Annotated in this window: 22 protein-coding genes; 12 read left to right on the top strand and 10 right to left on the bottom strand. The window is 72.1% G+C overall.

Annotated elements, in window-relative coordinates:
- Positions 1-16 precede the first annotated feature (16 nt).
- From DFQ13_RS19050 to DFQ13_RS19030, 5 genes are all read right to left on the bottom strand, one after another.
- Positions 17-265: a hypothetical protein gene (locus DFQ13_RS19050; RefSeq protein ID WP_110080759.1), complete on the bottom strand. Its 249-nt coding sequence runs from the start codon at positions 263-265 to the stop codon at positions 17-19.
- On the bottom strand, positions 262-1521 hold the full coding sequence (serS, locus tag DFQ13_RS19045) for a serine--tRNA ligase (protein ID WP_110080758.1): 1260 nt from the start codon (positions 1519-1521) through the stop codon (positions 262-264). The genes DFQ13_RS19050 and serS overlap by 4 nt, the downstream gene beginning before the upstream one ends.
- Positions 1522-1614: 93 nt before the next feature.
- Entirely contained in the window at positions 1615-2115 is a 501-nt protein-coding gene (locus tag DFQ13_RS19040) for a DUF350 domain-containing protein (RefSeq protein WP_181400043.1), read from the bottom strand.
- Between the two features lie 25 nt (positions 2116-2140).
- Positions 2141-3307 carry a glutathionylspermidine synthase family protein gene (locus tag DFQ13_RS19035; protein WP_035282802.1) on the bottom strand — a complete coding sequence of 389 codons (1167 nt, stop codon included), beginning with the start codon at positions 3305-3307 and terminating at the stop codon, positions 2141-2143.
- Position 3308: 1 nt separating this feature from the next.
- On the bottom strand, positions 3309-3959 hold the full coding sequence (locus DFQ13_RS19030; RefSeq protein WP_324608968.1) for a hypothetical protein: 651 nt from the start codon (positions 3957-3959) through the stop codon (positions 3309-3311).
- Between the two features lie 192 nt (positions 3960-4151).
- On the opposite strand from DFQ13_RS19030, the gene DFQ13_RS19025 reads away from it, so the two are divergent.
- On the top strand, positions 4152-5060 hold the full coding sequence (locus DFQ13_RS19025) for a septum formation family protein (protein WP_233438480.1): 909 nt from the start codon (positions 4152-4154) through the stop codon (positions 5058-5060).
- Between the two features lies 1 nt (position 5061).
- Positions 5062-5412: a metallopeptidase family protein gene (locus tag DFQ13_RS19020; RefSeq protein WP_035282799.1), complete on the top strand. Its 351-nt coding sequence runs from the start codon at positions 5062-5064 to the stop codon at positions 5410-5412.
- Between the two features lie 42 nt (positions 5413-5454).
- Here the strand turns inward: DFQ13_RS19020 and DFQ13_RS19015 are convergent, their stop codons facing one another.
- Positions 5455-6633: an RtcB family protein gene (locus DFQ13_RS19015; protein WP_035282797.1), complete on the bottom strand. Its 1179-nt coding sequence runs from the start codon at positions 6631-6633 to the stop codon at positions 5455-5457.
- Between the two features lie 85 nt (positions 6634-6718).
- On the opposite strand from DFQ13_RS19015, the gene DFQ13_RS19010 reads away from it, so the two are divergent.
- The 3 genes from DFQ13_RS19010 (at position 6719) to shbA (ending at position 9213) form a co-directional block, all read left to right on the top strand.
- Complete coding sequence (locus DFQ13_RS19010) at positions 6719-7681, top strand: SDR family NAD(P)-dependent oxidoreductase (protein ID WP_110080757.1); 963 nt, start codon at positions 6719-6721, stop codon at positions 7679-7681.
- Between the two features lie 107 nt (positions 7682-7788).
- Positions 7789-8403 (top strand): glucosaminidase domain-containing protein, encoded by a 615-nt coding sequence (locus DFQ13_RS19005; RefSeq protein ID WP_110080756.1) that lies wholly within the window; start codon positions 7789-7791, stop codon positions 8401-8403.
- A gap of 141 nt (positions 8404-8544) precedes the next feature.
- A complete protein-coding gene (gene shbA / locus DFQ13_RS19000; protein ID WP_084175569.1) occupies positions 8545-9213 on the top strand; it encodes an RNA polymerase sigma factor ShbA in 669 nt (222 codons plus the stop codon).
- A gap of 1 nt (position 9214) precedes the next feature.
- Here the strand turns inward: shbA and DFQ13_RS18995 are convergent, their stop codons facing one another.
- Together DFQ13_RS18995 and DFQ13_RS18990 are read right to left on the bottom strand one after the other, a co-directional pair.
- The gene (locus DFQ13_RS18995) at positions 9215-9553 is read right to left on the bottom strand and encodes a nucleotide pyrophosphohydrolase (RefSeq protein ID WP_035282794.1); all 339 of its coding nucleotides are present in this window, start codon (positions 9551-9553) and stop codon (positions 9215-9217) included.
- A gap of 143 nt (positions 9554-9696) precedes the next feature.
- The gene (locus DFQ13_RS18990) at positions 9697-10350 is read right to left on the bottom strand and encodes a DUF4232 domain-containing protein (RefSeq protein WP_035282860.1); all 654 of its coding nucleotides are present in this window, start codon (positions 10348-10350) and stop codon (positions 9697-9699) included.
- A 288-nt stretch (positions 10351-10638) separates the two neighbouring features.
- Between DFQ13_RS18990 and DFQ13_RS18985 the strand changes: the two genes are divergently transcribed.
- Positions 10639-11181, top strand: a complete 543-nt coding sequence (locus tag DFQ13_RS18985) for a hypothetical protein (RefSeq protein ID WP_146241274.1) — start codon at positions 10639-10641, stop codon at positions 11179-11181.
- Between the two features lie 86 nt (positions 11182-11267).
- Positions 11268-12539, top strand: a complete 1272-nt coding sequence (locus DFQ13_RS18980) for an MFS transporter (protein WP_052021170.1) — start codon at positions 11268-11270, stop codon at positions 12537-12539.
- 498 nt (positions 12540-13037) lie between these two features.
- Here the strand turns inward: DFQ13_RS18980 and DFQ13_RS18975 are convergent, their stop codons facing one another.
- Both DFQ13_RS18975 and pheA read right to left on the bottom strand, forming a co-directional pair.
- Entirely contained in the window at positions 13038-13652 is a 615-nt protein-coding gene (locus tag DFQ13_RS18975) for a histidine phosphatase family protein (RefSeq protein ID WP_324608960.1), read from the bottom strand.
- Positions 13649-14566 (bottom strand): prephenate dehydratase, encoded by a 918-nt coding sequence (pheA, locus tag DFQ13_RS18970; RefSeq protein ID WP_110080830.1) that lies wholly within the window; start codon positions 14564-14566, stop codon positions 13649-13651. The genes DFQ13_RS18975 and pheA overlap by 4 nt, the downstream gene beginning before the upstream one ends.
- A gap of 112 nt (positions 14567-14678) precedes the next feature.
- On the opposite strand from pheA, the gene DFQ13_RS18965 reads away from it, so the two are divergent.
- From DFQ13_RS18965 to DFQ13_RS18945, 5 genes are all read left to right on the top strand, one after another.
- Positions 14679-15281 (top strand): macro domain-containing protein, encoded by a 603-nt coding sequence (locus DFQ13_RS18965; protein WP_035280573.1) that lies wholly within the window; start codon positions 14679-14681, stop codon positions 15279-15281.
- Positions 15282-15468: 187 nt separating this feature from the next.
- The gene (coaA, locus tag DFQ13_RS18960; protein ID WP_035280550.1) at positions 15469-16404 is read left to right on the top strand and encodes a type I pantothenate kinase; all 936 of its coding nucleotides are present in this window, start codon (positions 15469-15471) and stop codon (positions 16402-16404) included.
- A gap of 6 nt (positions 16405-16410) precedes the next feature.
- On the top strand, positions 16411-17037 hold the full coding sequence (locus DFQ13_RS18955) for a response regulator (protein ID WP_035280571.1): 627 nt from the start codon (positions 16411-16413) through the stop codon (positions 17035-17037).
- 75 nt (positions 17038-17112) lie between these two features.
- Positions 17113-17847 (top strand): ABC transporter ATP-binding protein, encoded by a 735-nt coding sequence (locus DFQ13_RS18950; protein WP_110080755.1) that lies wholly within the window; start codon positions 17113-17115, stop codon positions 17845-17847.
- On the top strand, positions 17844-18833 hold the full coding sequence (locus DFQ13_RS18945; protein WP_110080754.1) for an ABC transporter permease: 990 nt from the start codon (positions 17844-17846) through the stop codon (positions 18831-18833). Before DFQ13_RS18950 ends, DFQ13_RS18945 begins: the two co-directional genes overlap by 4 nt.

Below are 18833 nucleotides of genomic sequence, written 5' to 3'. Positions count from 1 at the left end.
CGACATCCTGACCGGGTCAGATCCGGTAGTGGGCGCCGACCCAGTCGGTGAGGACGTCGAGTGCTTCCGCCGTCAGGTCGTGCGCTTCTTCGTCGCCGTCGCGCTGGAATCCGCGCAGGAGTTCCATGTGGACGTCGATCAGCAGTTGGCGGTCGACACCGGCCGCCAGCTCCGCTTCCAGGTTTTCCCGGATGGAGTCCAGCGAACTCCGGTCGAGGACCAGTCGGCCGAACTTGACGGCGAGGCGGCGGGCGAGTGGGGTCACCTGGGTTGGAGGACGTCCAGGCCGAGGAACGGGCGCAGCGCGGCGGGGACGGTGACCGAGCCGTCGGCGTTCTGGTGGTTCTCCAGGATGGCCACGATCCAGCGGGTGGTGGCCAGGGTGCCGTTGAGGGTGGCGGCGGTCTGCGGCTTGCCGTTGTCGTCCCGGTAGCGCACCGACAGGCGGCGGGCCTGGAAGGTGGTGCAGTTGGAGGTCGAGGTCAGTTCGCGGTAGGCCTGCTGCGTCGGCACCCACGCCTCGCAGTCGAACTTGCGGGCGGCGCTGGTGCCCAGGTCGCCGGTGGCGGTGTCGATGACCCGGTAGGGGACCTCGATCTTCGCCAGCATCTCCCTCTCCCAGGTCAGCAGGCGCTGGTGCTCGGTGTCGGCGTCCTCGGGGCGGCAGTAGGAGAACATCTCGATCTTGTCGAACTGGTGGACCCGGATGATGCCGCGGGTGTCCTTGCCGTAGGAGCCCGCCTCGCGGCGGAAGCAGGTCGACCAGCCCGCGTAGCGCCTGGGGCCGCCGGTCAGGTCGATGATCTCGTCGGCGTGGTAGCCGGCCAGGGCCACCTCCGAGGTGCCGACCAGGAAGAGGTCGTCCTCCTTGAGGCGGTAGATCTCGTCCTCGTGCGCGCCGAGGAAGCCGGTGCCCGCCATGATCTCCGGGCGCACCAGCACCGGGGGCACCATCAGGGTGAACCCGGCCGCGGTCGCCTGCGCGGCGGCCATGTTCAGCAGGGCGAGCTGCAACTGGGCGCCCACCCCGGTGAGGAAGTAGAACCGCGAGCCGGACACCTTGGCGCCGCGCTCCATGTCGAGCGCGCCCAGCTTGAGGCCGAGGTCGAGGTGGTCGAGCGGTTCGAAGTCGAACTCGCGGGGGGTGCCGACGTGCTCCAGGACGGTGTAGTCGTCCTCGCCGCCGACGGGGGCGGCCGGGTCCACCAGGTTCGGCAGCGCCCGGTGCGCCGCGTCGAAGGCCCTGGCCGCCTCGCCCTGCTCGGCCTCGGCGGCCTTGACCTCGGCGGAGATCTCCTTGCCCTTGGCCAGCAGCGCCTCGCGCTCCTCGCCCCTGGCCCTGCCCACCTGCTTGCCGAAGAGCTTCTGCTCCGCCCGCAGGTTGTCCGCGCGGGAGATCGCGGACCGCCGCCGCTCGTCGACGGCCAGCAGCGCGTCGATCGCCGCCGGGTCCTCCCCGCGCGCCCGCTGCGAGGCGCGCGCGATCTCCGGGTCTTCGCGCAGAACCTTGAGGTCAATCACGCGGACGAGCCTAGCCCGCCGCCCCCGGGTCCTTCGACCGGATAGCACGGGGGGCCGGGAGCGCGTCGCTCCCGGCCCCCCGTGCACAGCGGATCAGGTGTTGGCGCTGATCAGGGCACCGAAGTCGGAGATGGCCACCGCGACGATCATGCCCAGGGCCAGGTGCACCGCGGCGACGACGACGCTGGCGGGCGCGAACCTGGTCTCCTCGATGGTGGCGCCGACGTCGAGCTTGGTCACCCACTCCAGGGTCCGCACCGCCAAGACCTGGGCGACGATGCCGACCAGGCCGTAGACCACCGAGGTGATCAGGCCCGCGGTCAGGTCGCTGGAGGAGAACAGGATGGCGACCACGATGATGAACGCCATCGACAGCATTCCGGACGCGGTGACGATGACGGCGTTCGGCCTGCCGTCGCGGACCAGGGCGGACAGCTTGCCCGGGGTGGTCCAGTCGATGGCGTAGAACCCGAGCAGCATGAGCACCAGGCCCACGATCGCGTAGAGGACGATCGCGCCGATGCCTCTGCCCAGGCTGGAGCCGAAACCGTCGGGCAGGGCGATGTTCGACACCGCGGCGAGGTGAATGGTCACACGTCCTCCATGAGCTTCCTACTGGTCATGCCTGGGGAATCCGGTGCGGGACGAATGCCGCGCCGTCGTCGGTCACCAGGCCCGCGGTCTCCCGGATGCCCAGGCCCGCCGCGTGGTCGCCGACGATCCAGGCCCCGAGCGCGGGCCGGTACCCGTCGAAGTCCGGCAGCGGGTCGAAGGCCTGGTAGACGTACCCCTCCTGGCCGTAGACACCGCTGGTCTGGGTCTCGTAGCCGGGGGCCACGATCTGGATGTTGGCGCCCTCGCGGCCCAGCCGGGGCTTGCGCACGTACTCGGTGAGCAGGCCGGGCTGGTCGAGGAACGCCGGGAGCAGGTTCGGGTGCCCGGGGTACATCTCCCACAGCACCGCGAGGATCGCCTTGTTCGACAGCAGCATCTTCCACAGCGGCTCGACCCAGAGCGTCTTCGGCTGCGACTCCGCGACCCGCTTGCCGAACTCCTCGTCGACGATCCACTCCCACGGGTACAGCTTCATCACCGTGTTCATCGGCGCCTCGCGCAGGTCGACGAACCGCAGCAGCACCGGGTCCCAGCCGATCTCCTCGATGGCCAGGCCGATGGTGTCCATGCCCGCCTCGGCGGCGGTCTCCTGCAGGTAGGCGGTGGTGATGTGGTCCTCACCGCTGGGGTCCGACTGCGACCAGGTGAAGTGCAGCTCGTTCGACGGCAGCTTGTCGGCCACCTCGGCCCAGCGCTCGACGAGCTTCTCGTGGATGGAGTTCCACTGGTCGTCGTCGGGGTACACGTCGGTCTTCCAGTACCACTGCACGATCGCCGCCTCCAGCAGGGAGGTGGGGGTGTCGGCGTTGTACTCCAGCAGCCTGGCCGGGCCGGAACCGTCGTAGCGCAGGTCGAAGCGGCCGTAGACGTGCGGGTCGGCGCGCTTCCAGGACTCTGCGATCTTCGGCCAGGTCCACTCCGGGATGCCGAAGTCGCGGTAGCGCTCGGTCAGCACGATGTTGTCGACGGCCTCCAGGCACATCGAGTGCAGCAGTTCCACGTCGGCCTCGATGGACAGGACCTCGTCCATGTCGAACACGTAGTGGACCGACTCGTCCCAGTACGGGCGCTGGCCGCCGCCGCCGTAGCGGGCGGGGCTGCCGAAGACCAGGCCCTGCGACTCGATCTTCTCGCGCCAGTCCGGGCGGGGGGTGGAGCGTTCTCTGCGCACCTCAGCTACCCGAGCTCTTCCCGCTGCCGCCGACCCCGAGGCCGCCGCGCTGCACCGACTTGCCGGAGGCGGTCTTCACCGACGTGTTGCCCGAGGGCGCGGTGTAGCTGCCGCCGCTGACCGGTTGGCCGACCCTGCCGGTGCCGCCGTAGTTGTACCGGTAGGAGCTGCCGCCGATGTAGATGAAGCCGCCGCTGGAGTACCCGTTGTGGGCGGAGGCGTAGGCGGGGTCGCAGTAGTCGTCGTCGACGACCACACCGTTGGACGTGCAGGTGGCGGTCACCTCGTCCGGGGTGGCCGCCGCGTAGATGACCGCGACCACGGCCACCACGCCGACGGTGACGCCCGCGCCGATGAGGACGCGCTTGCGCAGCTTGCGCTTGCGCTCGGCCTCCTCGTACTCGGCCAGCTCCGCCTCCCGCTCGCGGCGCAGCGCGTCGCGGCGGGCGCGCTGCTCGCCCAGGGTGGGCTCGCGCGGCGCCGTGGTCGAGGCGTCCTGGAAGTTGACGCTGCCCCGCTTTCGCCCGGGCACCGGCGGCGGCCCCGCCTGCTGCCCCGGCCGGGCGGAACCGTCGTTGACCTCGGGATTCGCCCGCTCCGGCGTGGAGCCCTGCGGCGTGCCCGAGTTGTCTGGCTTGTCGTTGTCAGTCATGAACCACTCCCGGCGCGAAGAGTACCGACCCGAGCCCGCTGACGTCGGATGATTGTCCCGATCGCAACCTGATTCGCCTTCTCCCGGGGTCGGTGACCGCGTCCGGGGGCCGGACACGGCATCATGGGTGTGATGCTCGCGAGCGGCGACTGGTTTCGGTCGGATGACAAAACGGCGAGGACTCGGCTGCTGATGGTCGGGGCCCTGGCCGGTTCGCTGCTGCTCCTGGTCCTGAGCATGCTGTTCTCCTGGCCGGTCGCGACCGGCGGCGGGGTGACCGCGGCGGAGCAGGAGCGCGAGGCCGCGTTCGAGGCGCCGACCGGTAGCTGCCTGGACTGGACGCCCCCGGACGGGCAGGACATCAAGATCGTCGACTGCGCCCGGCCGCACCTGTTCGAGGTGACCAGCACGGTCGACATCACCGCCGACCACCCGGAGAACGCCCCGGTGCCGGACACGGCGACCTGGCAGGAGATCGCCGAGACCAAGTGCACCCCCGGCGCCACCACCTACCTGGGCGGCAAGCTGGACCCGTTCGGGAAGTACACGGTGAACGCGCTCAAGCCCAGTGACACCCAGTGGGCGGACGGTGACCGGAAGTTGCGCTGCGGCGTGCAGACCGTCGCCCCGTCCGGTGCGCTGACCCCCAACGAGGGCACCGCCGCCCGCAGCGACCAGTCCGACGTGCACACCCCCGGCACCTGCCTGGCCCTGGTGGACCAGAAGATCGGCGACCCGATCGACTGCGCCGAGGAGCACGCGTTCGAGATCGTCGGCAACGTCGACCTGGCCGCGGCGTTCCCGGCCGACTACCCGACCGAGGACCAGCAGACCGAGAAGGCCGTCGAGCTGTGCAACCAGGTCAGCGCGGCCTACACCGGCGGGGCCGACCTGGCCGCGAAGAAGCTGACCCTCTACTCCGACACCCTCAAGCCCGAGAGCTGGGCGGCGGGCTCCCGCAAGGTCGACTGCAAGGTCGGTGCGAAGCTCCCCGGCGGCGGCGGGCTCGCCCCGATCACCAACAGCGTGCGCGGCGCGGACGTCCCGGCCCCCACCACCACCGCCCCCACCTCGACCACCGAGCCCCCTCCCGGCGGCTGACGTGCCGATCGAGATGACGCGCCTGCGGTTCGAGGAACTGGTGGCCGACGCCCTCGACCTCATCCCGGCGGATTTCGCCAAGGCCATGGACAACGTCGTCGTCCTGGTCGAAGACCGCGACCGGGAAGACCCCACCCTCCTCGGCCTCTACCACGGCATCGCCCTGACCGAACGCCTCTCCGACTACGGCGGCCACCTCCCCGACCGCATCTTCATCTACCGAGAAGCCATCCTCGACATCTGCGACTCAGAGGACGACGTGGTCGACGAGGTGGCGGTCACCGTGGTCCACGAGATCGCCCACCACTTCGGCGTGGACGAGGAAACCCTGCACGAACTCGGCTGGGGCTGACCCGGGGCGCCCGCCCCGGGCGGGACGGGCGCCCAAGGCGGGTCACCCCTTGACGCAGACCACCTGCTTGAGCTTCGCGACCACTTCCACCAGGTCGCTCTGCTCGGCGATCACGTCGTCGATGTTCTTGTAGGCGGCCGGGATCTCATCCACCACCCCGGAATCCTTCCGGCACTCCACCCCAGCCGTCTGCTCGGCCAGGTCATCCGGCGTGAACTGCTTGCGCGCCTTGTTCCGCGACATCCGCCGCCCAGCGCCGTGCGACGCCGACTCGAACGAGTCCGGGTTCCCCAGCCCGCGGACGATGTAGGAGCCGGTGCCCATCGACCCCGGGATGATCCCGAGGTCGCCGCGGCCCGCGCGGATGGCGCCCTTGCGGGTGACCAGGACCTCCTCGCCGAAGTGGGTCTCCTCGGCGACGTAGTTGTGGTGCACCGAGATCGGGTCCTCGAACCGGACCGCCGGGAACTCGCGGCGCACCACGTCGCAGACCAGGCGCATCATCACCGCGCGGTTGCGGCGGGCGTACTCCTGCGCCCAGTACAGGTCGTGCCGGTAGGCGGCCATCTGCGGGGTGTCGGCGATGAACACGGCGAGGTCCGGGTCGGGCAGCGCCGCGTTGTGCGCGAGCCCGCGGGCGACCTCGATGTGGTGCTGCGCCAACAGGTTCCCGATCCCCCGGGACCCGGAGTGCAGCATCAGCCAGACCCGGCCGTCCTCGTCGAGGCAGACCTCGATGAAGTGGTTGCCGCCGCCGAGGGTGCCCATCTGCTTGAGCGCGCGCCCGCTTTCCTTGCGCACCAACGGGGTCAGCGCGTCGAAGCGGTGCCAGAAGTCCGCCCAGCCGCCGCCGTCGCGGTCGCCGAAGGCCTCGTCCTTGTGCATCCCGAAGCCCACCGGGACCTTCGCCTCGATGCGCGAGCGCAGCCGGGACAGGTCGGCGGGCAGGTCGGCGGCGGTGAGGGAGGTGCGGACCGCGGACATGCCGCAGCCGATGTCCACACCGACCGCGGCGGGCGAGACGGCACCGCGCATGGCGATGACGGAGCCGACCGTGGCGCCCTTTCCGTAGTGGACGTCGGGCATGACGGCGACGTGCTTGTACGCCCACGGCAGTGCGGCGATGTTCTGCAACTGCCGCATCGCCAGGTCCTCGACCGCCTCCGGTCGGGCCCACAGGCGGATGTCGACGTGCTGCCCGGGAATCGTGGTCGCTGCCATGCGGCGAGGATAGGCAGCGGTTCCGCTGGTGGGCGAACGGTTTCTCGACAGGCGCGGCACCCGGTGGCGCACTAGCGTCGACGCCATGCGCAAGGCGACCGACATCCTGGACACCGTGCTGGACCGGACCGTCGTGCCCGGGTACACGAAGATCGGCTACCGCGTGCGCAGCCGCTTCTGGCCCGCCGACCCGGAACCGGACGCCCTGGACGGCTGCTCGGCGCTGGTCACCGGGGCCAACTCCGGTCTCGGCAAGGCGGCGGTGGCCGGTCTGGCCGAGCTGGGCGCCACGGTGCACATGCTGGTGCGGGACGCGGTCAAGGGCGAGCGGGCGCGGCTGGAGGTGGCCGAGCGGGTGCCCGGCGCCCACCTGGAGCTGCACGAGTGCGACGTGTCGGACCTGGGTTCGGTGCGCGCGTTCGCCGAGCGGTTCAGCGCCGCGCACGGCAGCCTGGACGTGCTCGTCCACAACGCGGGCACGCTGCCGCCGGAGCGCCGGGAGACCGCCGAGGGCAACGAGGTCGCCCTGGCCACGCACGTGCTCGGCCCGCACCTGCTCACCGGCCTGCTGCGCCCGGCGCTGGCGGCGGCGAAGGGCCGGGTGGTGTTCGTGACCTCCGGCGGGATGTACGCGGCGGCGCTGCACCCGGAGGACCCGCAGTACCGGCGGGGCGACTACTCCGGCACGAAGGCCTACGCCAGGACCAAGCGGGCGCAGGTCGTGCTGGCCGAGCTGTGGGCGGCGGAGTTGGCGGCGGACGGCGTGGTCGTGCACAGCACCCACCCCGGCTGGGCCGACACCCCGGGGGTGACCTCGTCGCTGCCCGGGTTCACCAGGGTGATGGGCCCGCTGCTGCGCACCCCCGAGCAGGGGGCGGACACGGTCGTGTGGCTCGCCGCCGCCCCGCGGGCGCACCGGGAGACCGGGGGCTTCTGGCACGACCGCCGGGTCCGGCCCACCCACTTCGCCCCCTGGCAGCACGACGACCCGGCGGCCCGGCGGGCGCTGTGGGAGCTGTGCGAGGCGGAGACCAGCCTTACGGTTTAACCGGTTGTTCCCGCATCCAATCAGTTCTCACCGCATCGGGTTACCACCGGTTGCGACCCGCCTGACCTGCGCCGACGCTCGTAGGACAACGAGCGGAGGGAGCGATCATGCACATCGGAACCCGGGTCAGACGCACGACCGGAGCGCTGCTGGGATTGGTGGCCGCGGCCGTGCTCGCGGTCCCCGCGGCGGCCACCGACGGGGACGTGGTGGACCAGGACCAGGTCCGGGCCGCGGCGGTCGCCGCCGCGCCCGATCCGGGGTACCTGAAGGCGGCCGAACCCGCGGCGCGGGCGATCGCCGCGGAGTTCAAGATCCCGGCGTCGGTGACCGCGGCGCAGTCCATCCTCGAATCGGCCTGGGGCCGGAGCAGGCTCGCGGTGCAGGACCGCAACTACTTCGGCTTCAAGTGCACCAGCGCGGGCCCCGGCCCGGTGGCGAACGGCTGCCACGAGTACCCCACCACCGAGTGCACCCCGGAGTGCCACCCGACGACGGCGTCCTTCCGCACGTACGAGTCCATGACCGCCTCGTTCCGCGACTACGGCCGCCTGATCACCACCAGTGACCACTACGCCGCCGCGCTCCCCCTCGCGGGTGACGCGAACGCGTTCGTCACCGAGGTCGCCAAGAAGTACGCGACCGACCCCAGCTACGCCGACAAGGTCATCAAGCTGATGCAGGACAACGACCTCTACCGGTTCGACGCCCCGCAGCCGTGAGTGATTACCCGATCGCAATGCGTTCCCGTATCGGCCACAATTAGTCCTTTGGCGTGAAAATAGAGCCCAACGTCCTGTATTTCGCGCCACGCCCCGCGCTCTACAACGGGTGAGAGATCACCTCGGCGTGGGAGGAACGCGATGTTGGGCACGATTGCGCTGGACGAGGAGCTCGCCGCCCTCGAAGCGTCGCTGACCGCGGTCACGTCGCCGACCGAGGTCGTGCTGCCGGTCCGCCGTCCCCCGGCCCCGGTCGAGCGGGACAACCTCGACGAGGTGGTCGCCGCCGCGATCCGGGGCGAGACCACCGCGGTCGACGGCCTGCTGCGCTTCCTCCGGCCGCTCGTCGTGCGCTACTGCCGCGCCAAGCTGGGCAGGATGCCCCGCTCGGTCAGCGGCGCCGACGACGTCGCCCAGGAGGTGTGCCTGGCGGTGTTCCGCGCCCTGCCCACCTACCAGCAGCTCGGCCGCCCGTTCCTGTCCTTCGTCTACGGCATCGCCGCGCACAAGGTCGCCGACGTCCACCGCGCCAACACCCGCGACAAGTCCGACCCCATCGCCGACGCCCCCGACGTCCCGTCCACCGAGGACGGCCCGGAGCAGGTCACCCTGCGCCACGAACTGGTCGAGCAGACCGGCGTCCTCCTGCGCAGCCTCACCGAGCGCCAGCGCGACATCCTCGTCATGCGCGTGGTCATGGGCATGTCCGCCCAGGAAACCGCCGACGTCATCGGCACCACCGCCGAGGCGATCCGCGTCGCCCAGCACCGCGCCCTCAACCGCCTCCGCAAGACCCTCGCCCGCGCCTGAGCTACTTCTCCAGGGCGGTGCGGCCGACACCCGGTGGGAAGCGGGTCTCGTTGCGGTCGATCTTGGCGTTGGCGGCCTCGATGAGGTCGACGCCGAGGACGTCGGCGAGGCGGACGAGGTAGAGCAGGACGTCGGCCAGTTCGTCGTCGATCCTGGGGCGGAGGGCGGGGTCCTCGGCGGCGGTGGCGGCCTCCTCCGGGGTGAGCCACTGGAACAGCTCGGTCAGCTCACCCACCTCGCCGGTGAGGGCCATGACCAGGTTCTTGGGGGTGTGCCAGGGGCCCCAGGCCCTGGCTTCGGAGAAGGCGCGCTGGCGGGCGGAGAGCTCTTCGAGAGTCACGGCACCGAGTATGTCGGTGGGCGCCGCGGGCCTTGAAACCGGTGACCACCCCCGGAAGTGCCTGCCCGGGTGGGGGTCGATCAGCCGAACAGGACGGACGTGTGCCGACCGGTCTGCCAGGCGCGGCAGACCGGTCGGGTCGCCTAGCTGACGGTCTTGACGGTGAGCTGGTTGCCGGGCGGGGTGGCCGAGCAGCCGGTGCCGGGCAGCGGCAGGAACATCGACGCGGTGTCGTGCGGCGGGTAGACGCGCAGGCCCCGGGTTTCGGTCGGCTGGCAGGCCGCCGGGTCGAAGTTCTGCACGTTCACGAAGCCGATGGTCGTCGAGGACGACACCCCGGGCGCCATGGTGACCGGGGCGCCCTTGGTGCCGTCCCGGTAGGCGGCCGGGCCGACCTGGTGGCCGTCGTCGCCGGTGACGTAGGAGACGCCGGGGAAGCCCTGCATGGTGCAGGTGCGGCTGCCGGAGTTGGTGAAGACCAGCGTCCGGTAGACGGTGCCCGCGGCGCCCTCACCGTCGCGGATGGACAGCGCCAGGTCCGCGGCCTTGCAGTCGTTCGACCCCGCGGCGCCGTCGGCGGCCTCGGCTTCGCTGGCCGCCCGGGTGGGCTGGGCCGCGGCGGGCGGCTGGGCGGCGGTGGGCGGCGCGGTCGGCGGCGGCGCGGCGAGCGTGGCGGTGCTGGTGATGGGTTGGTCCACGGATGTGATCGACGGCGTCGGCGCGGCGGAGCCCGCGTTGTCGGCCGCGGCTCCGCACCCCGCGGTGGCGGCGGCGACCAGGATTCCGGTCGTGATCAAGAACTTTCGCCCGAACGTGTGAGCGTGCACAGCAGATCTCGCCTCCAGACGTACCCCGGACTAGCTGGATGGTCCACTCAGTGGACGCGCACGCCCCCCGAAAGGTTGTCTCTTAACCAGAGATACCCACAACCGGCTAATCAGCAACATGACAAACCGGGCACCTCCGCGCCACCGGCTCGCCGCCCGGCCGGGCCTGTGCCAGCCTCCTGCGACCCACACCGCCGCCCGGGACCGACGCGCGTCCGGCGGGCGGTCCGGTGCTCGACCAGCGCCGCGGACGACGGAGTGCCCACTGTGCAGAAGAAGCTGCCCGCCCCCGGGCTGAGCGGGGTCGGCACGACCCGCGTCGCGCCGGTGATCCGGCTCACCCTCGCCGCGGCCCTGCTGCTCGCCGCGGGTTGCGCCGCGGGCGCCGAGCTCCCGGGGACCACCGCCGACCCGGCGCCCACCGACGCCCCGCCCGCACCGGTCCGGACGCCGATCGCGGGCACCGTGCTCCCCGGGTCGGTGACGGACCTGGACCGGCTCGACGGGGCGGCGGTGGGGACGTTGGCGGTGCGCGTCCCCGGCGAGGGGGAACTGACCTCCGACGTGCGCGGGCGCTGCTCACCGGACGCCACCGGCACCGAGGTGGCGGTGACCTCCACCGGCGGCGCGGCGGTGCTGGTGCGGCTCGGCGGCCGGTCATCGCTGGCGGTCAAGGACGGTGAGCTGGACTTCGGCGCCGACCTGCGACCCGGCGACTACACCGTGGCCGCGCCCCGGCTGCGCGTCACCACCGGGTTCGGCGCCGCGGGCAGGCTCGACCTGGACGTCGTGTGCGGGTGAGCGGGTTTTTCCCAGTTCCGGGATGGGAACGGAACCGCCCGATCTGGGGCTGGTTCACCGCCGCGGCGGGCCAGTAGCGTCACGGCATGGGGAGTGGGGGTGCGCGCTCACGAGCCGACCACAGGTTGCGGTGGCTGCTGGGCTCCAGCGCGCTGTCGAACCTCGGTGACGGCATCGGCAAGGTCGCCTTCCCGCTGCTGGGCGCCAGCGTCACCCGCGACCCGGTCCTGATCGCGGGCCTGTCCGCCACCTCGTTCCTGCCCTGGCTGCTGTTCGCCCTGCTCAGCGGCGCGCTGATCGACCGGGTCGACCGGCGCCGGGCGGTGCTGCTGGCCAACGCCGCCCGGGCGGTGATCGTCGGCGGCCTGACCGCGCTGGTGCTGCTGGACTCGGCGTCGATCTGGCTGCTCTACGTCGTGGCGCTGGTGCTGGGCTCGGTGGAGACCATCGCCGACAGCGCCGCGCAGGCCCTCGTCCCCGCCGTCGTGGACCGCGACGGGTTGGAATCGGCCAACGGCAAGCTCCAGTCGGTGGAGATCGTCGGCCAGACGTTCCTCGGCGGGCCACTGGGCAGCATCACCTTCGCCCTGTTCGCCGCGCTGCCGTTCCTGCTCAACACCGCCGGTTTCGTGGTCGCCGCGCTCCTGCTGGTGGCCCTGCGCGGCCGCTACCGGCCCGCCACCACCGGCCCGGCGCCCCGCCTGCGCGAACAGCTGGGCGAGGGCCTGCGGTGGGTGCGGACCCGGCCGCTGATGGTGCGGCTGGTGTTCATCGCCCTCGGGCTGGCGCTGACCTCGGAACTGGCGCAGGCGCTGCTGGTGCTCTACGCCCTGCAGGACCTGGGGCTCGACGAGGCGGCATTCGGCCTGTTCGCCCTGGTCGGCGGCGTCGGCGGGCTGCTCGGCGCGGCAGCGGCGCCCCGGCTGAGCCGGGTGCTGCCGCGCAGGCTGGTGCTGGTGGTCTCGGTCGCGGCGTGCGGGCTGGGGTTCCTCGGCATGGGGCTGGTCCGCGACCCGATCACCGCCAGCCTGCTGTTCGGGCTGTTCGCCGCGGCGGTGGTCGTGGTCAACGTCATCCTGGGCACCCTGCGGCACGCGCTGGTCCCGGAGCACCTGTTCGGCCGGGTGCTCGGGGTGTGGCGGACAGCGGTGTGGGGCGGCATCCCGATCGGGGCGCTGCTGGGCGGTCTGCTGGCCCGCGGCATCGGGACACCCGGGGTGTTCGTGGTGTCCGGCGCGTTGCAGTTGGCGCTGGCCGCGGTCGTCTGGTGGACGATGTCGCGGCACGGTGCCGAGGTAGACACGCTGGGCGCCGAACCGGCGGCGGTTCCCGCGGAGTCCTCCGAGGTGGAGTCCTAGGGCGGGGTCGTGTGGCTGTCGCCTGTCAAAGCCCGGTCTTTTGCGGGTGGTGCCCGGCTGGGTGAATGTGCTCGGCTCGGCCGTCTCCTGCAAAGCCCGGTCGTTTTGTGGGTGTGCCCGGCTGGGTGAATGTGTTTGGCCGGGGCCCCTATGGCGATCATGTGCTCCAGTGCGACCGGGTGGGGCTGAAAAGATGCCCCACCGCCCAGGCAGGCTGTCACATGATCGCCACCCCCGGCCAAACACATCCACCCACCCGGGCAGTTGCTTGGCCGGGCCGCCGGTTCTCGGGGCGGTCGGCCTGCGTTCAGGACCTCCACCCACTGGGGCAGTTGGCTCGCCGGGCCGGCGGGTTTCGGGGTGGTCGGCCGGTCAAGCACCTCCACCCACCCGGGATTTGCTCGCTGGGCCGGCGGTTTTCGGGGCGGTCGGTTGTTGTTGCTGCGCCGGTAGGGTTTCGGGGGCTGGTGGTTTTGCGGACGGGCCCTGGGGGGTGGCTCAGACCTCGACGCCGGTCCACTCCAGGCAGTGCCAGCCCTCGTCGCGGGCTTCCAGGAGGACGTGGCCGGTGTTGGCCAGCAGGTGGGTGCCCGCCAGTTCCGGGGTGACGTTGTCGGCGAGCCATTCGGCGGCCAGGCGGATGACGCCGCCGTGGCTGACCGCGACGACCAGGCCGTCCTCGTGGCGGTGGCGGGCGGCGATGTCGTCGACGGCGGCCAGGTAGCGCGTTCGGATGAAGGCGCCGGTTTCGCCGCCGGGCATCAGGGTGTCCAGGTCGCCGGCCACCCAGCTCAGGTAGACCTGCCCGAAGGCGAGGATCGCCTCCTGGTCGCCCCGGCCCTCCAGGTCGCCGCACTGGAGTTCGTGCAGGCCCTCGACGACCCGGACGGTGTGGCCGTGCGACTTGGCGACCGGTTCCGCGGTCTCCTGCGCGCGGGTGGCCGTGCTGGCGTAGACGGCGAGCACCGGTTCGTCGGTGAGGCGTTCGGCCAGTGCGGCGGCCTGCTGCCTGCCCAGCTCGGTGAGGCTGGGGCCGGGTGGGCGCGAGTCGAGCAGGTGCAGCACGTTCGACGGCGTCTCGCCGTGCCGGACGAGCATCAGGCGCAGGCTCACGCGTGCTCCCCCTTCCGCAGACCGGCCAGCCAGCCGGTGGATTCCGCGTAGTCGGCGTCGGTGTTGGCGGCGGGGACCGCCGCGGCGGTGGACCGGTCGGCCTTCGGGTAGGAGCCGAGGAACCGCACCAACTGGCTGCGCCGGTGCAGCGCGGCCAGCGCGTCGCCCACCCGCTGCTCGGCGACGTGCCCGTCGAAGTCCAGGTAGAAGCGGTACTCGCCGAACCGGTTGCGCAGCGGCCGGGACTCGATGCGCGACAGGTTGACCCCGCGCAGCGACAGCTCGGACAGCATCGCGGCCAGCTCCCCCGGCCGGTGCGAGACCACCGCGAACACCGACGTGCGGTCGGCGCCGGTCGGCTCGGGCAGCGTCCCGGGGCGGGCCAGCAGCAGGAACCGGGTGACCGCGTCGGGTTCGTCGGCGACGTCCTCGGCCAGCGCGGCCAGCGGGTAGTGGTCGGCGGCCACCGGGGCGGTCACGGCGGCGTCGTAGCGGCCCTCGCCGACCCCGACCGCGGCGGCGGCGGTGGAGGTGGCGGCCACCTGGGTGGCGCCGGGCAGGGTGGCCGCCAGCCAGGCGCGGACCTGGGCCAGCGCGTGCGGGTGGCTGGCCACGGTGCGCACGTCGGCGGCGGTGGTGCCGGGGCGGGTCAGCACGGAGAAGCGGATGGGCAGCACGTGCTCGGCGACCGCGACCACCGGTTCGCCGACGGCCAGCGCGTCCATCGTGGCCGACACCGCGCCCTCGACCGAGTTCTCCACCGGCACGCAGGCCAGGTCGGCCCCGCCCGCGCGCAGCGCGTCCACCGCGTCGGGGATCGTGGTGTGGGGGACCAGCTCGGCACGCGCGTCGAAGGTGCGGGCCGCCTGCTCGGTGAACGTCCCCCGGGGCCCGAAGTAGGCGATGATCGGCACGCGGTTCACCCTACGCAGGGTGCCCCCGACCACCGGTGGCCACCACCGGTTGTGGTGCTGGTTACCGAACGGCGGTTACACGGCGGCGGTCGGGAGTGCCATGCTGGGACCCGTGACCGCGGATTCGGAGACCGGGACGGCGTCCCCGCACGGCCACCTCGCCAGCGGACCGCAGCTCGTGCTCTGCGCGGTGCACGCGGACCTCGCCGAGGCGTGGGACTCCGCCGCCGCGGGCAGGCCGGAGATCCGGGTGCACCGCGGTTCCCTGCTGGAGGTCGACGCGGACGCGGTCGTCTCCCCCGCCAACTCCTTCGGGTGGATGCGCGGCGGCATCGACGCGGTCTACACCGCCGCCTTCCCCACGGTCGAGCAGTCGGTGCGCAGCGCGGTGCTGGCCTACCACGGCGGTGAGCTGCCGGTCGGCGAGGCGCTGATCGTGCCCACCGACGCGGTGCGCCCGGCGTGGCTGATCACCGCCCCCACCATGCGCGAACCCGGGGTGCTGCTCCCGCCGGACACCGTGCACCCCTACCTGGCGGCCCGCGCGGTCTTCCGGCTCTGGCGCGACGGCGCGCTCGACGACGGCACCCCGGTCCGCGAGGTCGTCCGCACCATCGCGGTGCCGGGCCTGGGCACCGGGGTCGGCCGGGTGCCGCCCGCCGTGTGCGCCCGCCAGCTCGCCGCGGCGTGGGACGAGGTCTTCGCGGGCGTCTGAGCCCGATCCCCGCAGGTGCGCACGGGTACCCGGGTGATCGCACTCACCGGGATGAGTGAAATCGGCGCCACGTCATGTGCGCCACACCAAACCGTCGCCCGATCGGTGTAATCGGTCACAGCGCAAACACCCGGTGAACACCTACGTTGGCGGCGTACGCACCACCCAACTCGGCGAGGAGTCGGTCATGACCCGGGTGCGCGAGCTGAGCCCGTACGTGGAGCTCCGCCGGGAGCAGTGGCGGCAACTGCGCCGGTCGACGCCCCTCCCGCTGACCCTCGACGAACTGGTCGCCCTGCGCGGCCTGCGCGACCCGGTCGACCTGGAAGAGGTCGTCGACGTCTACCTGCCGCTGTCGCGGCTGATCTCGTTGCAGGTGGCGGCCCGACAGCGGCTGTACCAGTCGACCAGGGAATTCCTCGGCGAGGACCCCAAGGTGGGCGACAAGGTGCCGTTCGTCATCGGCATCGCGGGCAGCGTCGCGGTCGGCAAGTCGACCACGGCCCGGCTGCTGCGCACCCTGCTGGCCCGCTGGCCCGACCACCCGCACGTCGACCTGATCACCACCGACGGCTTCCTGTTCCCCAAGGCCGAGCTGCTGCGCCGGGACCTGATGAGCCGCAAGGGCTTCCCGGAGAGCTACGACCGCCGCGCCCTGCTGCGGTTCGTCTCCGAGGTGAAGGCGGGGGCGGCGGAGGTGCGCGCCCCGGTCTACTCGCACCTGGCCTACGACATCGTCCCCGGCGAGGAGCAGGTGGTGCGCCGCCCGGACATCCTCATCGTCGAAGGCCTCAACGTCCTGCAACCCGGCGCCCGGCTCGCCGTGTCCGACCTGTTCGACTTCTCCGTCTACGTCGACGCCCACACCGACGACATCGAGCGCTGGTACATCGACCGGTTCCTGGCCCTGCGCAGCACCGCGTTCGCCGACCCCGCCTCGCACTTCCACCACTACGCCTCCCTGACCGACGAGCAGGCTTCGGCGGAGGCGGCGAAGCTGTGGAAGCAGACCAACGAACCCAACCTGGTCAACAACATCCTCCCCACCCGCCCCCGCGCCACCCTGGTCCTGCGCAAGGGATCGGACCACCGCACCACCAGGGTCCGACTCCGTAAGCTCTGAACCGTGATCCGGGTGCTGCTGGTCGACGACCACGAGGTGGTCCGCCGCGGCCTGCGCGACCTCCTCGACGGCGAACCCGACATCGAGGTCGTCGCCCAGGCGGGCGGGGTGGCCGAGGCCCTGGTGCGCGCCACGGCGTCGACCCCGGACGTGGCGGTGGTGGACGTGCGCCTGCCGGACGGGGACGGGGTGGGGCTGTGCAGGCGGCTCGGCGAACTCGACCCGGCACCGCACTGCCTGGTGCTCACCGCGTTCGACGACGAGCAGGCGCTGGTCGAGGCGATCATGGCGGGGGCCGCGGGGTACCTGTTGAAGCAGGTGCGGGGGCAGGACCTAGTGACGGCGGTGCGCGAGGTGGCCGCGGGGCGGTCGCTGCTGGACCCGGTGACGACGGCCCGGGTGCTGGAGCGGATGCGGCGCAGCGCCGAGGCGGATGAGCTGGCGGGGTTGACCGAGCGGGAGCGGGCGGTGCTGGAGCTGATCGGCGAGGGGATGTCGAACCGGGAGATCGCCGAGCGGCTGTTCCTGGCGGAGAAGACGGTGAAGAACTACGTGACGTCGGTCCTGGCGAAGCTGGGGATGGAGCGGCGGACGCAGGCGGTGGCGTGGATCGCCCGGCGGGAGAAGCGCTGAGGCCGACCTAGTTCACTACTTCACTAGTGAAAGGTGTTACCTTGACGTCGGTCGACGACGGAGAGGGGGACGGCCGTGAACTCGCGAGAAGCGCTTCCGGTCAGCGCCGAGGGCCTGGGCAGGGAGTACCGCAGGGGGTGGGCGCTGCGGGAGGTGTCCCTGGAGGTCCCCGAGAACCGGATCGTGGCCCTGGTCGGCCCGAACGGCGCGGGCAAGAGCACGCTGATGGGGCTGATCACCGGTCTGCTGCGCCCGACGACCGGGTCGATCACCGTCTTCGGCGACCGCCCCACGGGCCGGGGGCTGCACCCCGCGGTGTCCTACCTGGCCCAGCAGAAGCCGCTGTACCAGGAGTTCACCGTGGCCGAGACGCTGGCGTTCGGGGCGCGGACCAACCCGACCTGGGACCAGCACCACGCCGAGCACCTGGTCGAGCAGGCGGCGGTGCCGATGGGTGCGGCGGTGGGCACCCTGTCCGGCGGGCAGCGCACCCGCGTCGCCCTGGCCCTGGCCCTGGGCAAGCGCCCGAGGCTGCTGCTGCTCGATGAGCCGCTGGCCGACCTGGACCCGCTGGCCCGCGAGACCGTGCTGCGCGCGCTGATCACCGAGGCGCGGACCCACGGCATCACCGTGGTGCTGTCCTCGCACGTGCTGGCCGAACTCGAAGGCGTGTGCGACCACCTCGTGCTGCTGCACGGGGGCCGCGTCCTGCTGGCGGGCGACGTCGGCAGGCTCAGCGCCGACGGCACCCCGCTCGGCGAACTGGTACTGGACCACATGCGCAGGGCGGCACGGGGGGAAGCGGCATGATCTGGGTCTCCTGGCGGCGGCAACGCCCGCAACTGATCACCCTGCTCGCCGTGCTGGTCGTCGGCGCGGGCGCCGTCGTCCTGCTGCGGTCGAACATGGTCGACACCATCAACTCGTTGCAGCTCAACGGATGCGTGACGCGGGTGGGCCCGGAGTGCCTGGAGGGCGGCCGGGCGGCCGACTTCCAGGAGGTGTGGACCACCCGGCTCAACCTGGGTCAAGCCGCGATCCTCGCCCTGCCCGCCCTGATCGGCGTGTTCATCGGCGCACCCCTGTTCGCCAGGGAACTGGAACAGGGCACGCACGTCCTGGCCTTCACCCAGTCGGTGAGCCGCACCCGGTGGATGTCCAGCAAGCTGGTCGTCGCGCTGGCACCGGCGTTGGTCGTGCTGATCGCGCTGCAATCCCTGGTCTCGTGGTGGCTGTCCGCAGCCGGGCTGCTGGGCCCGCGGAGCAGCGGGTCGTTCCACTTCCTCAACTTCGGGATCGAGCACGCCTCGCCGGTCGCCCACGCGCTGTTCGCCTTCGCGCTCGGCACCTTCGTCGGCGTGGTGTCCCGCCGCACCCTGGTGGCGATGACCGTGACGCTCAGCGCGTTCACCGTCGTGCGCTTCGCCCTGTCCGACGTGGTGGGCCGCCTGGTTCCCACCCAGCGGCTGGAAGTCGCGGCGGGCGAGAGCCTGGCCGAGAGCCGGGGCGGCAACCTGGCGGTCGAGAGCGGCTGGCTCGACGCGGCCGGGCAGCGGGTCTCCACCGACCGGGCTGATGCCCTGGCCCAAGCCTGTAAGACGACGGCGGCCGGGGTGCGCAGGACCCAGGAGGAGTGGCTGGCGTGCCTGCCGCGGTCCGGTCTCGCCAAGCAGTACGCGACCTTCGTCCCGGAGGGCCACGCCTGGCAGGTGCACCTGGTCGACGCCTCGATCTTCGGCGGGCTCGCGGTCCTGCTGCTGGCGGGCACCGCCTGGGTGCTGCGGCGGCAGAGCTGA

This window comes from Actinokineospora spheciospongiae, from assembly GCF_003182415.1.
Lineage (GTDB): Bacteria > Actinomycetota > Actinomycetes > Mycobacteriales > Pseudonocardiaceae > Actinokineospora > Actinokineospora spheciospongiae.
The sequence above is the reverse complement of the archived record's forward strand: the minus strand, read 5'-3'. Positions and strand labels throughout refer to the sequence as shown.

Excerpts from the sequence above, each read along its gene's own strand:
- DFQ13_RS19010 (WP_110080757.1), top strand. The coding sequence starts at position 6,719 with ATGCGCAAGGCGACCGACATCCTGGACACCGTGCTGGACCGGACCGTC.
- DFQ13_RS19030 (WP_324608968.1), bottom strand. The coding sequence starts at position 3,959 with ATGACTGACAACGACAAGCCAGACAACTCGGGCACGCCGCAGGGCTCC.
- DFQ13_RS19025 (WP_233438480.1), top strand. The coding sequence starts at position 4,152 with ATGGTCGGGGCCCTGGCCGGTTCGCTGCTGCTCCTGGTCCTGAGCATG.
- shbA (WP_084175569.1), top strand. The coding sequence starts at position 8,545 with ATGTTGGGCACGATTGCGCTGGACGAGGAGCTCGCCGCCCTCGAAGCG.
- DFQ13_RS19005 (WP_110080756.1), top strand. The coding sequence starts at position 7,789 with ATGCACATCGGAACCCGGGTCAGACGCACGACCGGAGCGCTGCTGGGA.
- coaA (WP_035280550.1), top strand. The coding sequence starts at position 15,469 with ATGACCCGGGTGCGCGAGCTGAGCCCGTACGTGGAGCTCCGCCGGGAG.
- DFQ13_RS18945 (WP_110080754.1), top strand. The coding sequence starts at position 17,844 with ATGATCTGGGTCTCCTGGCGGCGGCAACGCCCGCAACTGATCACCCTG.
- DFQ13_RS18980 (WP_052021170.1), top strand. The coding sequence starts at position 11,268 with ATGGGGAGTGGGGGTGCGCGCTCACGAGCCGACCACAGGTTGCGGTGG.
- DFQ13_RS19015 (WP_035282797.1), bottom strand. The coding sequence starts at position 6,633 with ATGGCAGCGACCACGATTCCCGGGCAGCACGTCGACATCCGCCTGTGG.